Origin of the sequence: Agrobacterium sp. SOY23 (assembly GCF_027212525.1) — a bacterium.
Lineage (GTDB): Bacteria > Pseudomonadota > Alphaproteobacteria > Rhizobiales > Rhizobiaceae > Agrobacterium > Agrobacterium tumefaciens_I.
On the sequence record NZ_JAPWDT010000016.1, the window covers coordinates 10,930 to 32,569 of the forward strand.

Annotated in this window: 13 protein-coding genes and 1 pseudogene; 6 read left to right on the top strand and 8 right to left on the bottom strand. The window is 53.6% G+C overall.

Features of this window, described 5'->3' with window-relative positions; genetic code table 11:
• The first annotated feature begins 210 nt into the window (after positions 1–210).
• From dcm to O3S81_RS25995, 3 genes are read left to right on the top strand one after another with little or no spacing between them, the layout of a single operon-like run.
• Positions 211–1,461, top strand: a complete 1,251-nt coding sequence (gene dcm / locus O3S81_RS25985; protein ID WP_269347720.1) for a DNA (cytosine-5-)-methyltransferase — start codon at positions 211–213, stop codon at positions 1,459–1,461.
• Positions 1,454–1,912 (top strand): very short patch repair endonuclease, encoded by a 459-nt coding sequence (locus O3S81_RS25990; protein ID WP_269347722.1) that lies wholly within the window; start codon positions 1,454–1,456, stop codon positions 1,910–1,912. Before dcm ends, O3S81_RS25990 begins: the two co-directional genes overlap by 8 nt.
• Positions 1,909–3,234: an MvaI/BcnI family restriction endonuclease gene (locus O3S81_RS25995; protein ID WP_269347724.1), complete on the top strand. Its 1,326-nt coding sequence runs from the start codon at positions 1,909–1,911 to the stop codon at positions 3,232–3,234. Before O3S81_RS25990 ends, O3S81_RS25995 begins: the two co-directional genes overlap by 4 nt.
• Before the next feature lie 86 nt (positions 3,235–3,320).
• Here O3S81_RS25995 and istB read toward each other — a convergent pair whose 3' ends face one another.
• Both istB and istA read right to left on the bottom strand, forming a co-directional pair.
• A complete protein-coding gene (istB, locus tag O3S81_RS26000) occupies positions 3,321–4,115 on the bottom strand; it encodes an IS21-like element helper ATPase IstB (protein ID WP_269347725.1) in 795 nt (264 codons plus the stop codon).
• Positions 4,105–5,626: pseudogene (istA, locus tag O3S81_RS26005) on the bottom strand (IS21 family transposase). The gene istB and the pseudogene istA overlap by 11 nt, the downstream one beginning before the upstream one ends.
• Positions 5,627–6,202: 576 nt before the next feature.
• Here istA and O3S81_RS26010 point away from each other — a divergent pair.
• Positions 6,203–6,616 (top strand): hypothetical protein, encoded by a 414-nt coding sequence (locus O3S81_RS26010; RefSeq protein ID WP_269347728.1) that lies wholly within the window; start codon positions 6,203–6,205, stop codon positions 6,614–6,616.
• Positions 6,617–6,848: 232 nt separating this feature from the next.
• On the opposite strand, the gene O3S81_RS26015 is transcribed toward O3S81_RS26010, so the two are convergent.
• From O3S81_RS26015 to O3S81_RS26040, 6 genes are all read right to left on the bottom strand, one after another.
• Positions 6,849–9,518, bottom strand: a complete 2,670-nt coding sequence (locus tag O3S81_RS26015; RefSeq protein ID WP_269347730.1) for a hypothetical protein — start codon at positions 9,516–9,518, stop codon at positions 6,849–6,851.
• Positions 9,515–10,348, bottom strand: a complete 834-nt coding sequence (locus O3S81_RS26020; protein ID WP_269347732.1) for a hypothetical protein — start codon at positions 10,346–10,348, stop codon at positions 9,515–9,517. Before O3S81_RS26020 ends, O3S81_RS26015 begins: the two co-directional genes overlap by 4 nt.
• A 700-nt stretch (positions 10,349–11,048) precedes the next feature.
• A complete protein-coding gene (locus O3S81_RS26025) occupies positions 11,049–11,900 on the bottom strand; it encodes an FRG domain-containing protein (protein WP_269347733.1) in 852 nt (283 codons plus the stop codon).
• Positions 11,897–12,928, bottom strand: a complete 1,032-nt coding sequence (locus O3S81_RS26030) for a toll/interleukin-1 receptor domain-containing protein (RefSeq protein ID WP_269347734.1) — start codon at positions 12,926–12,928, stop codon at positions 11,897–11,899. The genes O3S81_RS26025 and O3S81_RS26030 overlap by 4 nt, the downstream gene beginning before the upstream one ends.
• A 25-nt stretch (positions 12,929–12,953) precedes the next feature.
• On the bottom strand, positions 12,954–15,476 hold the full coding sequence (locus O3S81_RS26035) for a DEAD/DEAH box helicase family protein (RefSeq protein WP_269347736.1): 2,523 nt from the start codon (positions 15,474–15,476) through the stop codon (positions 12,954–12,956).
• Positions 15,473–17,929, bottom strand: coding sequence for a site-specific DNA-methyltransferase (locus tag O3S81_RS26040; RefSeq protein WP_269347738.1), 2,457 nt, complete (start codon positions 17,927–17,929; stop codon positions 15,473–15,475). Before O3S81_RS26040 ends, O3S81_RS26035 begins: the two co-directional genes overlap by 4 nt.
• A 535-nt stretch (positions 17,930–18,464) precedes the next feature.
• On the opposite strand from O3S81_RS26040, the gene O3S81_RS26045 reads away from it, so the two are divergent.
• Both O3S81_RS26045 and O3S81_RS26050 read left to right on the top strand, forming a co-directional pair.
• Complete coding sequence (locus tag O3S81_RS26045; protein ID WP_269347740.1) at positions 18,465–20,642, top strand: ATP-binding domain-containing protein; 2,178 nt, start codon at positions 18,465–18,467, stop codon at positions 20,640–20,642.
• Positions 20,635–21,336, top strand: a complete 702-nt coding sequence (locus O3S81_RS26050; RefSeq protein WP_269347742.1) for a DUF2290 domain-containing protein — start codon at positions 20,635–20,637, stop codon at positions 21,334–21,336. The genes O3S81_RS26045 and O3S81_RS26050 overlap by 8 nt, the downstream gene beginning before the upstream one ends.
• The last annotated feature ends 304 nt before the right edge of the window (positions 21,337–21,640 follow it).

Below are 21,640 nucleotides of genomic sequence, written 5' to 3' on the forward strand. Positions count from 1 at the left end.
TGTGCGCAGCCATCTGCCCCGCGAATGTTGCCTCTTGGTCTGCTCCAAGATTGAATGATTCCAAGGCAAAAGTTGCAAGCAGGGCTCTGGCGTGAAGCAAATTCTCCTGTGTGAACTTGTCAAAAATTCGAACAAAGAGGGAACAAATGGTTTGTTTGCTGAGTCCCTTTGTGCCAGAGTGGCAAAAATCGACACAGCGGAGATTCGGGAATGACGCATCAGGACGGCAAGACAGAGTTCGCGCGGCTCAGGGAGCAGGCCGGACTTACCCTTGAGGAGGCTGCGCGCGTCACCAGGGCTTCCATCCGCTCCGCCTACCGTCACGAAAACGGCGAATGCTCTCCGTCGCCGCTTGCTCTCGATATGCTCCGGCAGCTGGCCGAAAGCCACCGGTTGCCGGAAAAGCCGGTCCGGTTCCGCTTCATTGATCTCTTCGCCGGCATTGGTGGTCTCAGGGTCGGTTTCGAGAGCATTGGCGGCAAATGTGTTTTTACCAGCGAGTGGGACAAATACGCGGCAGAGACCTACCGGAAAAACTTTCCCGAGGACGGGGAACACGTCTTCGCCGGTGATATCCGGGAGTACACAAAGGATGACGAGGCGCTGGCAAGGATACCCGCGCACGACGTGCTGCTGGCAGGCTTTCCCTGCCAGCCGTTCTCGATCGCCGGCGTGTCGAAGAAAAATGCACTGGGGCGTCCCCACGGCTTTCTCGATGCCACACAGGGAACATTGTTCTTCGATGTGGCGCAGATCATCCGCTACCACAAGCCGAAAGCCTTCCTGCTGGAGAACGTGAAAAACCTCCAGCGCCACGACAAGGGACGCACGTTTGCAACTATCATGAAGGTGCTCGAAGAAGAACTTGGTTACAAGGTCGTGACCCGGGTGGTCAGTGCCCGGCCATGGGTTCCCCAGGGAAGGGAACGCATCTTCATTGCCGGGTTCCGCGATCACAGCGCCGGATTCTCGTTTGATGACGTCGCTGTGCCGGAAGGCCCGGAACCGACCTTGAGCAGCATCCTGCAATCCGGCGTTGACGCCAAATACACCCTGACCCCGAAGCTCTGGGAATACCTCCAGAACTACAAGAAGAAGCACGAGGCCAAAGGGAACGGGTTCGGATTCGGTCTGTTTGGTCCCGGTGACGTCGCGCGCACACTGTCCGCCCGCTACTACAAGGATGGCTCTGAAATCCTGATCGATCAGGGGAAGGGGAACCGTCCGCGCAGGCTTACCCCGAAGGAATGCGCCCGCCTGATGGGGTTCGAGCGGGGAAACCGCGTCTGGGAAATACCGGTGTCCGACACCCAGGCCTACAGGCAGTTCGGCAATGCGGTCGTCATGCCCGTTGTCGAGGCCATTGCGGAGGCCATGAGCCCATGGCTGCCGGGAGCCCGGTTCGGTCAGGTGCTCCATCTTCCCGAGGCGGAGGAGGAGAAAGCCGTCGTCAATGGCTGATATCGTTCCTGCCCATGTCCGCAGCCGGATGATGTCCGGTATCCGTGGCAAGGACACGAAGCCGGAACTGCTTGTGCGCAGGGCCCTGCATGCGGCCGGCTTTCGATACAGGCTGCATGAGCGCACGTTGCCCGGAAAGCCCGATATGGTGTTTCCGAAATATTCCGCCGTCGTTTTTATCCATGGCTGCTTCTGGCATGGCCATGACTGCCATCTCTTCCGGATGCCCTCGACGCGGACGGAATTCTGGCAGGCCAAGATCTCGGGAAACGTGGCGCGTGATGTGAGGGCGACTGCCCTTCTTCGGGAGACCGGCTGGCGTGTCGGTACCGTGTGGGAGTGCGCGCTCAAGGGCAGTGAGAAGTTGCCGGTTGATGATATTGTTGCCGCCCTTGAGGTATGGCTGCGCGGTGAAACATCTGAACTGGAAATCCGGGGCCTCGCAGCATGATTGATACCCTTGAGGCCGTTGCCGGGCTCATGCGCCAGGATGGCGCCGAGCGAATTTACGCCAAGAAGCTTGCACCGAACGACAATTCGAAGAACCAGATTTATCTCGGCGGCGACTTTTCTGCCCTGAACGTTATTCCGCACGGTGCTGTGGAGACCGATGAATCTGATACGGCCGGGAGTGTGCGCGACCGGGCGAAGGCAAGTGTCCGGTTCTGGTGGATTGATGAAAACGGCCGCTACGAGGCCCCGAATGCCCAGCTTATTCTCTACCCGAAATACCCCGAAGTCCGGATGTCCGGCTTTTTGAAGGGTTGCCGCAATGCGCCGGGGGATGTCATGCGCGTTCGCGACGAGGGCAGGGTGCTTTTTCTCGGGATCACCCGTGACGGGCAGGTTCTGGGCTACGCCGTGCCGGCCGGCAGTCCCCTGGCAAACGCCGTATATGCATCCGTGAATCTCGAGCCTGCCGGTGTTTTTCTGGAAATTCCGGCGGTACCTGAAGCCGGCAGTACGAGGCAGCGGCTTCTGGAGACGCTTACGGCCATCTATGCCAAACACTGGATACCCTCGCAGAAGCTTGGTGCCGACGGCATTGCCCGCCCCTATGTCGCGAGGAATGGTGGCGGCTATACGCTGGAGGCCGAACTGGGTATCACGCCGAACGGCTATTCGGAACCGGACTACCTCGGCTGGGAAATCAAGCAGTATGGCGTAACCGACTTTGACCGCTACCGGCCAACGAGCCCGGTAACCTTGCTCACGCCGGAACCGACTGGCGGTTTTTATCGCGAGAAGGGGGTAGAGGCCTTTCTGCGAAGGTTCGGTTATGCCGACAAGAGCGGGAAGGCGGGGCGGTTGAATTTCGGGGGGATTTATTCGAGCGCCCGCGGCTGTCATCCTGATACCGGCCTTCAGTTGCGTCTGACCGGCTACGATTTCGAATCCGGCAAGATCACCGACCTGACCGGGGGAATTGCCCTGTTGGACCAGCACGGCGAAACGGCAGCGCTCTGGCAGTACACAGGTATCATCGAGCACTGGAACCGCAAACATGCCCAAGCAGCCTACGTTCCCTCGCTGTTCCGGACGCCGCCACCTCAATATCGCTACGGGCCACGCATTCAGCTCTGCGAGCAGACGGACCTGATCCTGTTCCTGAAAGCCCTGGCGGCGGGAACGGTCTATTATGATCCGGCCATCAAGCTGGAGACCGACGTCGCAGGAAACTTCCGGATCAAGCGGCGAAGCCAGTTTCGTATCCGGCACGATCAGCTCGGGCAAATGTATCACGCGACTGAGCTGGTTGAGCTTTCGATCTGAAGTCTGGCGCTGCCTGTTGGTTTGCACGCGGAACTGAGCCGGTTTTTCCACCGAGAAGTGAGCCACCTCTAAGTATGGTTTTCTGATCAGGCTTTGGTCAAGGGATTGGTCTTTTCTCCTCTCTTCTGTGCTGCTGCGGCCGAACTGGCCTTGAAGCGGAAGCTATCGTTACCGGTTTCCAGGATATGGCAACGATGGGTCAGGCGATCGAGCAGAGCGGTCGTCATCTTGGCGTCGCCGAAGACCGTGGCCCATTCGCTAAAGCTGAGGTTGGTGGTGATGACGACACTGGTGCGCTCATAGAGCTTGCTCAGCAGATGGAAGAGCAGCGCTCCGCCTGAGGCGCTGAACGGAAGGTATCCGAGTTCATCGAGGATCAGCAGATCGAGACGGACCAACGTCTCGGCAATCTGGCCTGTCTTGCCCTTTGTCTTCTCCTGCTCGAGCGCATTGACCAATTCGATAGTCGAGAAGAAGCGGACCTTTCGGCGGTGATGCTCGATAGCCTGAACATCGATGGCAGTCGCGATATGGGTCTTTCCTGTGCCCGGCCCACCGACGAGGACAATGTTATGCGCATCGTCCATGAACTCGCATCGATGCAGTTGGCGCACCGTCGCCTCGTTGATTTCGCTGGCGGCGAAGTCGTAGCCGGAGATGTCCTTGTAGGCAGGGAAGCGAGCAGCCTTCATATGATAGGCAATCGAGCGGACCTCGCGCTCGGCTATCTCGGCTTTCAGCAACTGGGACAGGATCGGCACGGCCGCACCGAAGGCTGGAGCTCCTTGCTCGATCAGGTCCGTGACGGCTTGGGCCATGCCGTACATCTTCAGGCTACGCAGCATGATGACGACGGCGGCGCTGGCGGGATCATGACGCATGGCTACCTCCCACGATCCGGACCCGCAAGCCATCGTAGCGTTCTACATTGGCCTTGGGTTCACGTAGCAAGGTCAGCGCCTGTGGCGTGTCTATGTCGGGACCGTCGGTGGTTTTGCCGTCAATCAGGCGATGCAGCAGGTTCAGCACATTTGTCTTGGTCGCGACGCCTTGATCCAGAGCCAGTTCCACAGCCCTGACAACGATCTGCTCATCGTGATGAAGAACGAGAGCGAGAATGTCGACCATCTCACGATCACCGCTAGGGCGGCGAAGCATCTGGTCCTGCAATTTGCGTAGGGCGGGTGGCAGTTCCAGGAAGGGTGCGCCATTGCGTAGAGCACCGGGCTTGCGTTGGATGACCGCAAGGTAATGCCGCCAGTCGTAAATCGTTCGCGGCGGTTTGTCGTGGCTGCGTTCTATGATCCGCGGATGTTCGCAGAGGATATTGCCCTCGGCTGCAACGACCAGCCGCTCAGAATAAATCCGCAGGCTGACGGGCCGGTTCGCAAATGATGCTGGCACACTGTAACGATTACGCTCGAAGGTGATCAGGCAGGTGGGGGAGACGCGCTTGCTCTGCTCGACGAAGCCGTCAAACATAGCGGGGAGCGCCATCAATGCTACCCGCTCATCAGCCCAAACATCCGCGATTGTGCCGGGCAAGGTGCCGTGCGCTGTGTCGCACACCAAAGGTCCTGGCAATGCTGTTCCAGCCAGACATTCAATTCCGCCAGATCCGGAAAGTCCGGCATCTGTTGCCACAAACGTGGTCGGGCATCCTGAACGTTCTTCTCGACCTGGCCCTTCTCCCAGCCTGCGGCGGGATTGCAGAACTCTGGCGCAAAGACGTAGTGGTTCGTCATTGTCTGGAAGCGGACGTTGACTGCCGTTCCTTGCCGCGACCAACACGATCGACCGCGGTCTTCATGTTATCGTAGATGCCGCGACCAGGGACGCCGCCGAACACCCGGAACCCGTGCCAATGAGCGTCGAAGAGCATCTCGTGTGTCTGTAGCAAGTATGCCCTGACCAGAAACGCCCGGCTGTACGATAGTTTGATATGCGCCACCTGAAGCTTTGTGCGTTCGCCGCCGACCACGGCATAGTCCTCACTCCAATCGAACTGGAATGCTTCGCCTGGGCGGAAAGACAGAGGAACGAATATGCCGCGGCCCGATGTCTGCTGCTCAACCCGCCACTCACGGGCGAAGGCGGCGACACGGCCATAGGAGCCGGTAAAGCCCAGAGCCGTCAGATCGGCATGAAGTTGCTTCAGCGTTCGGCGCTGTTTGCGTGACCTTCCGGCCTCGGTCTTCAGCCAGCCAGCGAGTTTGTCGGCGAACGGATCAAGCTTGCTCGGTCGTTCCGGTACCGTGAACGTCGGCTCGATCGTACCCGCGCTCAGATACTTTGCGATCGTGTTACGTGACAGCCCGGTGCGTCGGCTGATCTCGCGCACTGACAGATTCTCACGCAGTGCCATCCGACGGATGATATTTAAAAGTCCCATGTGGATCACTCCGTTGCCCCCGTCGCTCTCCGCGTTGGGGGAAGGTTCACATGGCTCAATTCTCAATGGAAATTATGCGCTTAACCGGCTCAGTTCTGCGTGCAAACCAACAGCTGCCGCAGCCGTTGAGAGACAAATCCCGGCAATACCGTGATTGGTTGCGTTTAGGGTCAAAAGCCTTTGGGTCGGCTCTTGAAGGTCGAAACCCTTATGACGCAGGTTCAATCGTTCCCTTCCGGACCAGTTAACGCGACGGCGGGTGCGGGCGAGTTTAATCGGGCTCCGAGCAATATGATTGCTTTCAGTTGCTGCTGCTTCGACGATACTACAAAACTGTAGGAGTTCGATAGGACAACGAGTTCTCTGCTTTGAAAATTTGGCTTCTACATGCTGTCGTCGGCAATATTCACAGTGAGTCCGATTCGTGGCTACCGAGATTGTCCATGATGCCCCTTCGGCTCATCCTTAGCAAGCAGGCGGCACGCGTTCCCGTCGTCCGCTGTGGCGGATTTGCATATGCAGCTTTACTTTTGGTGGCGAAGCACCGACCTTTACTGAACCGGAAAGGAATTTCACATGGGGACCACCGATACACAGCCTCTCGTAGTTTCCCGTACGCCCGGGGCATTGCAGCGGAACTGGAAAGTTCCCGCCCTGTACCCTCGCTGCCCTTCGACGTCGGCGGAGGCACCGCTCCAGACGTATTTTGAGGCGCTGTATATTGGCGATGTGGCGGTCAGCAACATATACGGAGAAACCGTGATCGACGATGTCGCCATGACTCCGGACAACTCTAGCATCCTCGTCCTCGGAGACCACGGCAAAGGTTCGATAAAGCGGTGGTCGATGATGCGGATTACGTTCGAAGACGGCTATTTCGTTCATGAGAGCCAGGGGATGTTTTTCGAACGGGAGGGCGCCGAAAAACAGTTCACATTGGCACAGGGTCTGCACTGGGAGGGCGGAGAGTTGATCGACGATTACTGCTAGGCCCGTCCTTGGGCAGGCGGGGCTTAGCCCCCGCCTTTCCGTAGGCCTGCTTGTGAGTCTTCGAGGCAATGGATGTATTTCGTCAGCGACGGCTGCGTACGGCCGAGCTTTCTGTACCGACGTCGCGGTTTTCGATTAGGCCAACTGGTTGGCGACGGCATACGGACTACTACCCGTTCTCTGACGAGAGAAGCGGGCCTTTCCTCGCGCAAAAAATCGGCATGCTATCGGATCATTGACGTTCGTCTAGGGCGGTATGAATGTTGCCGCTCTCATATCGAAGGAGCCTCTCTAGGACCCGAACCTCCGAATCCAACTCGGTCAAGCCATACATTTCAAGGGCGACACGCGTGAGTTCTGCACGGTAGTCCGATGGGATTTCGTCTCGCAGTACGGGCGTTGGGGGATCTCGAAATCCCGGGATAATCGTTCGATGTTCGGCGATAGAAGCGAGATCAGCAAAGAGATCATTTGGTCTGTCATATACAATCGTAGAATCATTGAGCACACTGAATTCGGACGGCCAGGGGAAATCATTTAAAGCCGTCTCGTGCCATCTCCGGACATAAGGAAAGTGATTTGCAGTGTCGTGCGCTCGCACCCATATCTCGAATACCCGAGTCATGAGCATCGCCGCAGCATATTTGTCGCCGACAAACGTGATCCAGCCTTCCCCGATAGTGTATTCGGGCGGAAGACGCCTAGGCACGATCGGAAGGCGCCCAACACGGAAGGCCCATCGATCGATGTCACTGTGGTAGCGCCTACTGTCGACGTTAATCCTATCGATACCGACATAGGATCGGCTAAGCGCTGTATGCAACAGCTCATCGGTTGCTTCGCTATTTTCGGCGCGAGCTATTGAGATGTCTCGTTCCGAAATGGCCACCACTGTATGTATCTCAGTCTTTGCCTGTGGCGTCGAAAAAGACGGTATGACGATTTTGGCGCTGCTGGAGAGCATGTTGTCGGGATGCCGGGAGTTCCACGTTATCCAGTCCTCGTATCTGACGATCAAGCCAATCCTCTCGCTGGCTCTGCCGAAAATTTCCTTGGATGAATGTCTTGGTGCTCTAAGGACGCGAAAATCATCTGGAATGACCCTATTCCATGGGCTGTTCCCAATAGTTTCGAACAATTGTCGGAGCGTTATCTTATCGGAATATCTGATGACCTGAACGCCGAGCTCTTCCATCATCAATAGAGTTCGAATTGATGGAGTTTCAACGGTTATGAGCACCTTCACCGGGCCATCAAGCCGAAGAGTCGCCATCGCCGTTAGTCTGTTGAACTCAAGATCACAATCCCCCGGTAAGTCCGCAGCCTCGATTCGGACATCGATGTCTCTGCGCCGGAACGCACCAAGCACATTGTCAATCGCCGCAAATGCGAGGTCATCGATATGACCGGACCTGAGTGGCCGGATAGAAAGCTCATAGATTCCTGACGGCGTTGTCTGTTTCCGACGCGATAACCCTTCTTCTCCTTTGATGACTGCACGCTCAACGATATGAGGAAGCTCGCCTCGCCCCTCCGCCACCGCTTCCGTAGGAGGTGAAAAATCTCGCGCTTTCTCTGTGTCTTTTCCTAAAAACGTTACGCTAAGGCATCCGTCGGGAATATCTTCCATGGCGCGTACGAAACGAGCTAGTGTATCCTGCTTCGTGAGGAGTAGGATACAAGCCTGTAATACGAGATCAACGATCCGCCGTCCTAGAGGTACCGCCCTGTCACCCTGATAATGGGGCGATCTTACCGATGACGTATCAAGTGTCATATGGCGGACGTCGTCGTTGAAAATGTTTGTCTGTTCTCGGGGCAGTAAGAGGCGAGACGGGCCTTGTGGGGGAAGTGAAGGCACGATCAACAGTGGAAGTCCCGTGACACGGTTGATGACCCGTTTGAAATTCTCGAACTCGGAGCGCGCCCGTTTGGAGGATTCGACGTCGACGATCGCGATCACAACGCTGAAACGGCGAAGGTCGTAACTCCTCATCTCGGCAGGAGTAATGTGTTCGAAGAGTTTCCCGGGCCAAGTGGGATCAAGCAGCGGTGAAGATCGTCCATGGTTTTGCGACAGCGACCGGGCGTACAGATCGCCGGCTTTTCCAAATGAGACAAGAAGAACTGGTTTCGGGCGATAGTGGGAGACCAACCTGTCGGCGGCCAAATGACCGCTCAACTTAAAGTTATTAAACGGGCTTGGTAACTCCGAAACAAGGTCGTATGCCTCTCGGTCATCATCGAGGGAAAGGAGCGGGTCGATGTCTCCGGGATCGAATTCACGCAGACCGGGAAGATTGATTCTGATCGCGCGGTCTCGGTCCACTTTGGTTATCTCGACGTATCGCAATGCTTCGAGAGCAGCCTTAGATGCATTGATGTGCGTGAGTTTCCTTCGCAGATGTGTGAGAACCTGTCCGCGCAAATAGGTGTCGATTACCCACGAATTCGCCGTCGGCGCATCCAAGCTGGAGACTATCCGCCTGTAGGCTGCAGCAATAGCATTTTTTCGGTCACGCCCGGAAATATCTCGCGTCAGATCGATAGCTGTCATGGGGAAGTCACGAACAATTTTCTGAAATCCGTCACCGAGACGACCATGTATTTCCTGTCGCGTTCCGAAGCATAGCTTCCCACCGATCAGCATGACGTCTTTCCATATATCGCCTACCGATAGAGAAAATTCGTTGTCGCTCGCCCTCAACCATTGAGCATTGCGAGGTAGGACAGGACTGAAAGCACGTACTTTAGACAGCCCGTCACCCTCAATCGTTGGCTGCGGAATGAATATCTCGTTGGTCTTTCCCGGTACAGTGTACAGTCCGGCACAGATCCCTGTTGCTTCCCCGGTTAGGCTTTCGTAGCCAACCAGCTTCATCGTCTTATGGCTGGAAGTCATGGTTGGGCGAGGCTCTTGAAGTGATTTAGGACTTTCGCGTTGATCTCCGCCCGAAAATCCGCCGGAGCGCGGGTGCTTTGCCAGTCGTATAGCGAGACCGTCAGGTCCAGATCTTTAAGCCGCGCGATCAGTTTTGCGTTCCTGCTGCCATCATCGCCTTCGAGAAACTGTTGGGGCAAGATCACCAATTGAACAGCCCCTTTGAGATCGAGGTGATTTTCCGTTGCTATTTCGATAGCAGAAGCCCGGTCGTCATAGGTTCCTGGGATGTTGAGGCCCCTGTTCGCCTGATTTGCAATTGCGGCATAGCTGTGGGTTGCCTGTTCGAAGGGAGGAATTTCATCGGTTAAACCGGGCCGAAGCCGACCTTCGAAATAATCATCAACGTTTTCGAAAGCAAAGCCCAATTGACGCCTCGCCCCTTCATAACTTCCATCCAAGAGATAGTCCTTTATCCCAAGATGGGGATCAGCGTTCTCGTACAAGCCTGCACGGGCTGCGCCCGTATCGAAAGGATAAACCTGCGCCGGTTTGACCCGAGCAGGGTCAACGACGAAGACACATGGATATCTTGATATATAGCGTGATGTGTCACCCTCTTCCTTGAGCCGGTAGGCCGGTCGGCCGAGGAAAAAATAAAGCAGGTCGCGCTCGAAAACCTTACAACGCGTCGCCTTAAGGTGGCCGGAGAATATGATCGCGTTGCCCACCCCCATCTCCGTGACATGGACGAGCGGCAGTGCGTCTCCGATCGAGCTTTTAGCAACTCGATCCCTTAGATCGCTAGTGGATTCACCCGGACCGTTCATGGGCATCGGCGTTTTTGTCATGTTCACAGCTCTTGGTTGTTGATCATGTTCGTCTTATCCTGTCAATAGTTACCAGTTTGCTTGCTGGCGTTCAGGCTCTTGGTGACCATCATCTCATGCGGGGGGCTCCGCTGCATTGACGCCGCTTCCGCCAGCGACGATGGCCGTATCAGGCGCAGGTTTGCCCGTTGGCGAGGGCTGGCACAGCAACGTTATGCCGGAGTTGCACGTCATCTGCGTCTCTGCCGCGACCAGGGTAACTTCGTAGGGCCTGCAGGTCGTTGTTCGGGATAACCTGTTGGCGGATGCGAAGGTAATCCCCCCGAAAATTGCCCACAATTTCATCGATATCACCCGCATAATTTCGTCAGCTGGAAATTGAATTTCTGGCCTGTCGTGGCAAAGCAAGGTCCCTATACTGCCTGGTGGAACGCATTTGCGATCCGTGAACGAGCCTGAGCCCTGCAAGATGCGGAGTGTCGGACGGGTTGGTTGATCGTTACCGTTTTGGCGGTCATGTTGATAACAAAGTCTAATGAAGATCCTGCTCTGTGGTTTTGCCTTGCGGATATAGAGGTCGGCTGGCGCTTCAGCAAAAAAAGCCCCCTTTGTCGTCATCAGAACCAACTTCACAACCAGTCAAGATAATCAACTTGGAGCATCGTGGACCTCAGCTCAGATGCATTGACGCTTCCCGTTGAAATAGGCTTGCCCGCTGCGGTCAGTTGACCCACTTCTCCCGAATGTACTTTGCAGTTGAGTCTACTTCTGGGAACATCGCTCTAGAATTGATATTGATGGCGTCAAGTTGGTCCAACAAGGTTTCCTTCCTTGCAGCCGGGATCGCTAGGTCGATGATGTCAAAGCCCGAAGATTTTGCTGGTGACCTGTATTGTAACAGCCCGGCAGCGATGAACGCTCCCGACTGCGCAATCACGCGACGATTGTTCTTAGAGGGATGTACAAAGAAGTAGCGTAAGAGGTCGCGCGGTTCAGCAATATCCAGGAAGTATGGCTTCTCCACACGGACGAATTGGTTGAGGCGTTTCATCGGCGCTATAGAGCGGAACGACTCCTTCTCTGTTGCAGTCCACGATTGATTCCGACCTAGTTTGGTGTCAATCAGCTGTCTCTCTGCGTCCGACAGACGCGCAAGGTTGCATATCAGGCTCACTGTGTCGCTATCGGCGTTCTTCACCCGTTTATCCGTGAAATCGAAAACCTGGACAGTTCCATCGCAGTTCCAGTACTTTTTTTCGGCGCATGCGAAGTAGAGGCCAACAAGCGGATTGAGGGACACGTCCAGCAATCTTGTTGGGAGGCCGTAATGCTGCGCGCGTACTAGCTTCTCGAACATTGAGCGATCTGAACTGAATTCAGTCGGTGCTTCGAGTAGGAGTTCACTGAATATAGAATTCTCGGCATCTGGGCGAAGCCCACGCATTATTGAAGGCTTCAGTGGCCATGTTGCGTCCGACTGGCCACGATAGCAGCGGGTGTTAGAATCGTGCTTGTCTAGATCAAAAATCCGTTCCAGGAATGACGCTAGATCGACTATGGTCGCTTTTTTCACAGTCCGTAAAACCCTTGCCAGAACTCCAGATTGTCCGTCTCGAAAGGCACTTCCTTCGAAGCATAGTGCATCTCGATTTCCTGCAGAACTTCGTCATTAGCTAGGAGACCGTCTAGGTCTTTGAGGAGGCGGCGAAGGCGCGCTGGTCGTGCAGAATCCCAATTGACAGATCGATCCTGCAAATTGACGATCTTTTTAAGTGCCGCCTCCTCGTACTCGTCCTGGTAGTTTCGAACATCCATCGAGTAGTGCATGTCGTAGTGGTCAGCTAGCAAAAATTTGAAGACTTCAAACCCACCAATCTTGTATTTCATGCTAGCGATTTCGTTCACGAGACTGTCGAACTTGGCTAGATTTTCAGTTCCAGTTGATTGCGCTCGTATTACCTGAACGGCCTCAAGGTCTTTTGCAGCTTCTAGTAGAGCAATTTGCTTTTTGAGTTGGTCAGCCTGTTCCTCGTAGCGAAGAAGCTCATCTTGATACTGCACGAGTTTATCGAGCGCAGCTTGGTGAGTTGCTGGATCCACAATGTCAGGAGATGGGAGCTCCTCTAGCAGTGCCGGTAGCTTCTGCACAAATGCCCTTCGCTTAATGTCCCACTTGGTATCAGACTTCGTTGCAAGTCCGTGAGCCTGGAGAGTTTCCCTCAGCCAGTTATACTCTATGTCGTTTCCAACCCTGATGACCTGAGTACCCAGGAGAACATCCTTCACGTCTGCATAGCTGATTGGATCGACTAGAACCGGAAAGATTTTATGACCTTTTACCCAAGCAGCACCCAGCTCGCTCAGGCAAAAGTGGCTTGCAAAATAATTGCGAGACAAAACGAGCACTACTACCTTTGGCTGAAATATCTGCTCTCGCATGTAAGACACGAAATTTTCACCTGCGGGGATCCCGAAACCCGGTAGCGATGAACAAAAGATTTCGTTCTCCGGCACGCCCAAGCCGTCTTCTATCAAATCAACCAGTGCAGCTACTAGTGGAACGTCTTTTGTAGCATGGCTGACAAAAACAGATTTACTCATCTCAGCTCTCTCTTACAATTCTCTGCTAGTGCTTATCGAACAACTGTGTGAGTTCGCTGTTTGAGTGAATAGCTAGAACGCTCTTGCGGATAGACGGTTTGCAGAGGTCGAGCTTTTTGAGTAGGCTCTTGCGTTCGCACGTTAATTCCACTCGCTCAAATGTTGCTGCGAACTTTTCAGCAAACTCAGCAAATCCCTTGGCAATACACCAGCTGTTATCCCGCTCTATATCATGAGGCTCGATCAGGGAGCACTTCATCACCCCATCTGAATCCTCTCTGAACACAACGAAATCGGGCGACTTGCCGTGCCAAGTACCATTTGGGTCCTTGTAGGGGACGATTATGCAGTCATCGCCCTGGCTAGGATTTCTGAACCATCCGATGAAGCGCCCTTCGGTGGCTTCGTCCTCGATGGATCGGCTTTCCCAGCTGTTAAGTTCTGGTGAGGGATGAAAATGCTGACCTCTGTCGCAGAAGATATGATCCGAAAGAGCAATCGGCCCTTTCTCAACTTCAATCGTTTCTAGGAATTCGAAAACGGTCTCAAGGGGTGCGTCTTGCCCGCCCGCCAGTCGTTCGATTTCCCGACGCTTGATGGCCGGAAGTGCAAAGATAGCCGACTTGTTCTCAGCGTATAAGGTATCAAACCTGGAAGAGGCCCAATAATTCAAGTCACGCCTCACATCGGGCGTTGACGCCAGTACTGAAAATTCAAGTTTTGCGCGATAAGCGTCTGCTTCGTTGTCGTGTTGCTTCCAATAAGCTTGTCCGAGTGCGTCATCACCAGACAGCGATCTACTGGAGTGTTGTAGCAGCTCGTCGATACTTTCTGCGCTCGCCTGTACGGTATGGTTGCTCAATCCGCCAAGTCCATTGGAAAGGAGATCAAAGACATGGGTTTCCAGTCGAACTTGAGCTGCATTTTCGATCGCGGCATCGAAAGACGTGTCTGTGGCTCGTCGGTGCTTCGCCTCGGCAGTGAGCTGAGCTATAAGCTCACGCTGGATATCAACGCGGGCAGACGGCTTGATCTTAGTCGAGACAGACAATCGGTTCGCAAGCTTCAACAAGCGCACGACAGCCGGCTGCTGGTTAGATCGATAAATTTTGAAGCTCGGCAATCTAGGAAACGCCTGGAAGATCGTAGCCGCCGTCTCTCGCCGATCGTACCGCACATAGTTATCGAGAAACTCCGCGTCAGTGGCGATTTGCTCCTCAGACCCAGGGTCAGACAACTTAACTATGATTTTCTGGACTGCCGCACGATCGAAACCAGGAAGATAAAGGCGGACAGAGTTTAGTGTGTCGTCTGTTTCTATGGACCGCGCTAAGGGAGCACGAACCATCCGTCCGATGAGCTGTTCGATCATCGTGGAGTCATTTGCGGTTCTGTAGCTGACCATGGTTTCGGCCCTAGGGCAGTCCCAACCAGTCGTCAGTGCTGTTTTGAAAAGAACGATTTCAGCAGGGAACATCCCATCGCCCGCCTGTAGTTTAGATGGCTCTACTTTCCTTATTTTTATTCCATTCGCCTTCACCGGCGATTCTTCTTGAAAGCAGTGGGCTATAGCGGATGGATCGATCTTGGGCATCACCTCGAATACGGTCTTAATGATCGCGTCGAGATCGGTTTTAGAGAACAAGTCATCATTTCCGTCCTCTACTTGAATTACAAGCAATGGACGAACCAGTGGTTCGCTCTTGTCATCACAGTATCGCTGCCACGAGGATTTCATCGTTACATGATGCCCGAGGGCTTCTCTGAGCACGGTGTCATCCGCATGCTTGTTTCGTGACGCTGGATTGTGGATAAGAAGCCGGTGCTTTAGCAAGCCTGATCGGCGGACGACTGCGGCATCGACTAATACGCGGTGGGCTGTGCGCTCGCTTTGCTCAAGAATGTCGTTGAAACGCTTCGGCGTTGCTGAGATGCCCATCACAAGTGGGACAGGTGGGATTTTTCCTTCTTCTCCGAAAAGGAACTTCCGCGGGATAGTCTGTGCTTCCCGTCGTTCGGTGGTTGAGCCCGCTAGTAGACCTTTGTGAGCTTCATCCAGTACCAGCACAAAGTTCTTGCCGCGCTCGGCGATCGTATTAGCAATCGTCTGCCAAATAGAGTATCGCCGCATATCAGACGTCGGCTTAGTCAGATTGCTTGTTTTTGAGAACTTCTGTGTATTTATGAAGTATATTTTGCCGGGCTCCATAGATCTTTTGTCGAAGGCGGCATCTATTGTTATCAGTCTACCTGATGTGAAGACTGACGAGCACTCAAGAAATTTTTGCTTCGTTTGCTCGTTAAGCTCCGGGCTATCGCATATCCAAAGAAAGGTAGCTTCCGGATTTCCCTCACGCTCGTCATCACCTTCAAAGATCGCCTCTAGGGCAGCAATCATCATTACTGTTTTGCCGGAGCCGGTCGGGGAGGCCAGTACGACAGCTTGATGCTGATCAATGTCCTCTTGCAATATACGTTGTGCTGTTAGCGTTTTTCGCACCAACTCGGACGATTTTTCGGACTGGAAGTCGAGAAGATTGATTTTCATGACACTCGCGCCGCGTTGATGCGGAAGTTTTTAAGAAATGACGAATAGAGCATCTGGACCGTACACGATTCAGGAAGCTGCGAATGCATCTCTCGATAGGAGTCCATTGAGTCAGTCACAAGAAAGACGTGTGTGATGCCTTTTCTCCGTATGACTGGGGAAAAATCTTGGAAATGGTCTTCGTCTAATAGGATGGCTAATCCGTTCCGTTCGCTCAATAGCCAAGGATCTTTATCGCCCGGATTTGGCAATGGTCCCTTCGCTCCGCTTTGCATCCATAGGACAGGAAGGATTTTGGAGAATGCATCACCGCGACTAACCTGATCTGGATCAAGGAAACCAAGTCGGAAATAGAGCGCGTTCTCATAAAATCCCAGCTTTCTGGGGCGTTCGGTCGCGACCTCTTTAACGTAAGACGGCAAGGCTTCCTTAGCCACCAAAGCGAGCTTCCTAAATACCTTCACGTCGGTGGTTACGACATATGCATTATAGAACCCATCGAATTCCTCGGTAGCCTCAAGCCACTCGTTTGCTGCTTCCGTATCCCAGAGAATGGTGATGCCGGCCTTCTCGTCGATATAGAATGCCTGCTCTGCTTCGCTTGCTGGAATTTTGACATCGCAAATCAATTTCGCCAGCTCGCGTCGCTGTGGGCCAGTAAGGGTACGCCCTTCTGTAAATCCTATGTGCTTGACCTCTGGAGGCACGGCCTGCTCAACTACGACACCAGTCTCGTAGAGCCCGCCTAACTCCGTTCCGTCGGCACGCTTTCCAGTTAAGGCGCTTTTCACCCTTGGCCATGTAACAGAACGACATATTCCCAGTGCCTCCCATTCTTTATCTCCGGGCTGCACTCGTCTATCCTGTAAAGCTTTTGTCTCCTCTTTAGAGACCTCGTTGTTTGTTACAAGAATGCATTGCCTTGAGCCGCCGTCTGCAGCGTTTAAGAGTGATAAGGCGTGAAGCGTAGTGCCGCTTCCGCCGAAGAAATCCAGTACAACCGCCTCTTTCTTATCGCGCAGAAGGGCTGCAAGGGTGTCGCGTACTGCGTAAAGAGATTTTGGGAATGGGAATTTTCCGCCTTCTCCGAAGATTTCCCTCAAGAGATCAGAACCGTATGCCCCTGCATCATGCGCGCTACGGTGCCAAACTGTTTTTATTTGCCTCTGCTTCTCCTCTGCATATTCGACCGTAACGGTCTTTGTAGAAGGGTCAGTCGAAGAAACGACGATGGCACCAGTCTCTATTTGTAGCTGCAGCTTTTTGCTCAGATAGGTGAATCCCCAGGTTTTGCGCTTTTCGTCGTATTCACCCAGGCGCACATACCCCTTTGCGAGGAGCGCGTTAAAGGTTGTAGGCCCAAGCCCCCAGTTGCCAAGGCTGCCGTCCGTACGAATTGGCCACGCGACCGGCAAACCATCAATCTTATGGTCAAGATCAGGTGCTTCTTCGAATGGAAGCGGGTCGGCAGCACGAACAATTGCTCCTCGCGTGGGGTCGATGACGATAGGGTAGAACATATTCTTTCTATCCTGTCTTCGTGCGTTTGTGCCTGAGCGCAGTAGACCCTTCCAGCGCACCTGCCTGGAGCGAGAGGGCTTTGTGGAGCTTAGGCTTAGAAGGTCATCGCCTTTGCCGCTAACCTGGGAGTCGCCGAAGAAGCAAAAAACGGCGTATTCCTCTACACGGGAGAACCGGCCCTGAGTTACGCCTTTTGGATTCACAACGATGGTTACCATCTGGATGTATGCTTCCTTGAACAATTGTTCCAAGAGGCAGACCAAGTGATGAACTTCGTGTTCGTCTATAGTTACCACTAAAACGCCATCGTCTTTCAAGAGGCGGCGGGCCAGGATCAAGCGCTTTTCGATAAACGACAACCATTTTGAATGGCGCCACGGGTCTTTCCCGTCGACATAGTCATTATTGTACTTCCAGTCGCTCGCACCCGTATTGTACGGCGGATCGATGTAGATAACATCTACTTTCGATTCATGCGTGTATTCAAGGAGCTGAAGTGCGTGGTAGTTGTCTGCCTCTACCAGCAGATGCCACGGCGCATCTTTTTGCTGTTCAACAGAGTCAACTACGGTAAGGGATGGATAAATCGGATCTCCGAACCTGCGGCAAACCACTAGATTGTCGATTGGTATGTGTAGTATGTCTCTCTCTGCCGGATCATCGATGGACGCACTTAGGCAATCCGCCACACCCTTGTTTATTGAGAGAACTCGAAGCACCTCGTTGCCCTTGTCGGCTTTACGAGTAGCTAACGAACCTGGACGAACCGGGTAGTCATACAGTCGCGACACTTCAGGCTGATGACCTTCGAACACAAGCCCGAACTGTGTCTGCTTACGAAGGATATCAACGTTCTCTTGGAGGCGAGCTCGCAGTACAGGGTCTGTAACCTCTCTAAGGAGCACATCAATTGAACGCGTTGAAATGGACATGGGGTACACCGAATCGAACTGAAATTTGAGATCACAATGCAGGACGCAGTGGCGTTTTGGAATACCAATTGGCCGGACACGGGCGTTATACAAACCGCAATTGACCAGCAACTTGTAGGGAAAATTACAGATTTTTGCGAGCGGGTATCTAACTCCCGCCGTCCAGCTATTCCCCCCATGCTCACCTCTCAGTGCGAGGATTTAGATCAACGGTGGGTGCGCGCCGTGTGACCTCTTCCACCAAGCTGTGCAACGGACATAAGACGAGGTGGGGGGCGCGTTCGTAAGGGTATACCTCAACGGTCACCACCCCCCATACCCCCGCCTTATGTCCCTTTTGCCGAGGTCGAAGACGGACAATAGAAGACCGTAGGACGCCGTGTAGGAATTGCGACACCTCAGGTCAGCAGCACCCTACGGGGGAAACAGCTGTGAAGACTAGGTAAAATACCCCCTCGTAAAAATTTGCCATTCTAAGACGCTGGGTTTATTTGCTACCTAATCTCCCGTAGTCGCTTTTGGCTAGGGCGCCTGCTTGCTGATCGCCAACGGGGTAGTGTTTATGGCTTTGGATATTGTAGTTACGACTGACCGCTACCATAGCGACCCAGTGTCCCGGTCTTTCATCGATTACATACGCAATAATCAAACTAGCCTGCATGTACAGGCGGGCGTTCTCTATTACGATTTTCCGGCGTACGTGGACTACGAGACAGAGACGACTAGGCCAGACATCCTTCTTTTTTCCCCCGAGCATGGCTTTACAGCTATCAGGTTTATCGACGACACCCTGTTTGTGCGCTCCAAAGAAAGTGTGCAAGACATTGACCGGGGATTGAACGACTTCTGCAGCAACCTGTACTCTCGGCTCATCCGCAGCCGAGAACTGCGGTCTAGCCGAACTAAAGCCATCATTGAGGTGCGGCCACTTATCTTTGACACGTCGACTAGCCAGAGGGCGATTACGTCCACAGACGATTTAGAAAGCGGTACGTGCTCCAGTTACGAGCAGTTTACCGGACTGCTGAATGATTGGAGAGTTGATGCTATCAGCTCAGCAGCAGTTTCAGAGGTACGATCGGTTGTCGAAGGCGCGAAAGCGTTGTCACGGCCCGCTAAAAGGCAGATCGATGATCCAGTAAAACAGCCTCTTGCAGTTGCGATGGCTGCGTTAGAAGCTGAGATCGCAAATTTCGACCAAAAGCAGCGTCACATTGCTTTGGTCGATGTTGGAGGCCCTGCTCGTATTCGCGGTTTGGCAGGCTCGGGAAAGACCGTTATCCTTGCTATGAAGGTGGCACACCTGCACCTAAATAATCCTACCGCAAAGATACTCATTACCTTTTTGACCAAAAGCCTACGCGCAACGATCAAATCCCTGATCACCAAGTTCTATCGCCACTACTCCGAGAATGACCCAGACTGGAAGATGATACATATCCGGCATGGCTGGGGTGGTGCATCGGTGCCGGGTGTCTATTCCGATGCTTGCAAGCGGGCCGGTGTACGCCCCTTAAACTTATCAGAAGCTCAAACGCTTGCTCGAGGCCGAGTTAGTCCTTTCGAAGCAATTTGTGCGAACCTATTAGAAACAGTCGCGATCAAATCGTACTACGACCATATCCTGATAGACGAAGGCCAGGACTTTCCTGTCTCTTTCTACAAGCTATGCTACCAGCTGGCGCAAGGCCCTCAAGATCGCAAAAGTATTGTTTGGGCATACGACGAGCTACAGGACATAATGAACGTAGCAATTCGACAGCCTCAAGAGCTCTTCGGAGTTGACGAGGGCGGGCGCGCACTTGTTGATCTGGATAGATCATCAGCACATGTACCGCCCGGTGCTACAAATGATGCAGTGCTAAGCAAGTGCTACAGGAACCAGCGGGATGTATTGGTGTCGGCTCATGCGATGGGCTTCGGCGTCTACGGTAACATTGTTCAGCTGCTGGAAAGTGCGGATCACTGGAAGGATGTCGGGTACGAAGTAGAAACCGGTCCTCTTCATACGGGCGAGGAGGTGAGAGTAAGGCGACCAGACGCGAACAGCCCTATCCAAATCGCAGATACACCCGAGTTTCCACTTATCGATTGGCACGTAGCAGACGATATGGAAGACGAGATTGAATGGGTGGCTCAGAGTATCAGCCAATTCATTGCGGGCGGGCTAGCACCTGAGGAGATAGTAGTGATTTCATTGGATGATCGCCACGCCAAGTCGTATCTGTCTCGGATCGCTGAAGGCTTGGCTTTAGCGGGCATCTCGTCAAACAATGTTATCGCCGACCCATACAATGAGCCCCCCTTTACGGTTTCGGGTAAAGTGACCCTCTCGACGGTCTATCGTGCCAAAGGGAACGAGGGAGCGGCTGTTTTCGCGGTAGGTATAGACGCAGTTGAAAAGCGCACCCGTTCAGGTAGGAACAAGCTTTTCACAGCGTTTACACGATCCAAGGCATGGCTGCGAGTGAGTGGCATAGGAAAACCCTCTCAAAACCTTTTCAAGGAACTTGAGACGGCGCGAGATACCGCCCCGCTCATGACCTTTGAGATGCCAGATTTGAACGAGGTTGAAACTATTCAGCGGGGCTTCAGTCGAAAGCAAGCCAAGGCAAAAGCAGCCAGAGAGGAATATATCAGAACACTCCTTGAAGCCGGGTACTCCGACGAAGAGATCGAGCAGGATCTAGCTATGGGATTGAAAGGTGAATAAGGACGACGTTCGTTCCGGGATAGCCAAGAGTTGGGAGCTTATTAAGGCCCTGACTTTACACGAGGCCTTCTCGAACCCGATGCCCATGAAGGCAAGCGAGGAATTTCTCTCTGCAGTTTTTGACCCAGATATAACCTATGAAGAGGTTTATCTGACTGGATTGAGCAACACCGACTACAATCTACTTTTACGCGATTATTCCTACCTGCAATTCAGCTTGGGAGATGTCGCGCACGTCCGATACGGCTACTATCCGAACCCATTTCTTGGAGCGTCGCCAACAGCGATAGCAGAACTTGAGGAGTTGCGGACCTATCTAGATGAAGGCGCTGTTTCCATGGAAGAGTATCTCGCCAAGGTAGCCGAGCTCCGGAAAAGCCAACATCCACCACTATTGCGCTATGAGAATGCTCCTAGCCAGTATGCTGAGTTTAGTCATCCATGCTCGCATCTGCATCTAGGGCATCATGATAGTAATCGCTGGGCGGTGCAACGGGTGCTCACACCGCTGGCGTTTAGTATGTTGGTAGCAAGGCATTTTTACGCAGAAGCATGGTTTTCCGCTGGATCCCTTACCCTATTTGGCAAGACCCAATCGCCAGACACTTATTTAGCAGACACAAAGCTCGATTGCCGAGTTCTACCTGAGGAACATTTTTCAAAGAGCGAGGGGCTTCTTTTTTCCTTAGGATAACTCACCCTGTAACTCTCGGGGATAAGTCGCCCGGCTAGTTGCGAACAAAAGGGGAATAAGGTATTTCAAGCCATGCATGATGTTCGCTCAGTTGCTAGCTTCGTCCTTGATGTAGCAGAGGCAGCAGGCCAAGGAAGTTCAATCCGTGATGCGTTTCAATGGACGTCAAGTCGATTGCTGTGGCGGGTGGCGAGATAGAGAGAGGCGTCAGGGACCAGCCTCTGCGCCTGGCGGTCGCCTCCATCCAACGCCAGTCCCTTTGCCATTGCTCCCAGAGCGCTTTTGCCATCTGTTTCCCATTTTG

Excerpts from the sequence above, each read along its gene's own strand:
- dcm (WP_269347720.1), top strand. The coding sequence starts at position 211 with ATGACGCATCAGGACGGCAAGACAGAGTTCGCGCGGCTCAGGGAGCAG.
- O3S81_RS25990 (WP_269347722.1), top strand. The coding sequence starts at position 1,454 with ATGGCTGATATCGTTCCTGCCCATGTCCGCAGCCGGATGATGTCCGGT.
- O3S81_RS25995 (WP_269347724.1), top strand. The coding sequence starts at position 1,909 with ATGATTGATACCCTTGAGGCCGTTGCCGGGCTCATGCGCCAGGATGGC.
- istB (WP_269347725.1), bottom strand. The coding sequence starts at position 4,115 with ATGCGTCATGATCCCGCCAGCGCCGCCGTCGTCATCATGCTGCGTAGC.
- O3S81_RS26010 (WP_269347728.1), top strand. The coding sequence starts at position 6,203 with ATGGGGACCACCGATACACAGCCTCTCGTAGTTTCCCGTACGCCCGGG.
- O3S81_RS26015 (WP_269347730.1), bottom strand. The coding sequence starts at position 9,518 with ATGACTTCCAGCCATAAGACGATGAAGCTGGTTGGCTACGAAAGCCTA.
- O3S81_RS26020 (WP_269347732.1), bottom strand. The coding sequence starts at position 10,348 with ATGACAAAAACGCCGATGCCCATGAACGGTCCGGGTGAATCCACTAGC.
- O3S81_RS26030 (WP_269347734.1), bottom strand. The coding sequence starts at position 12,928 with ATGAGTAAATCTGTTTTTGTCAGCCATGCTACAAAAGACGTTCCACTA.
- O3S81_RS26035 (WP_269347736.1), bottom strand. The coding sequence starts at position 15,476 with ATGAAAATCAATCTTCTCGACTTCCAGTCCGAAAAATCGTCCGAGTTG.
- O3S81_RS26040 (WP_269347738.1), bottom strand. The coding sequence starts at position 17,929 with ATGTCCATTTCAACGCGTTCAATTGATGTGCTCCTTAGAGAGGTTACA.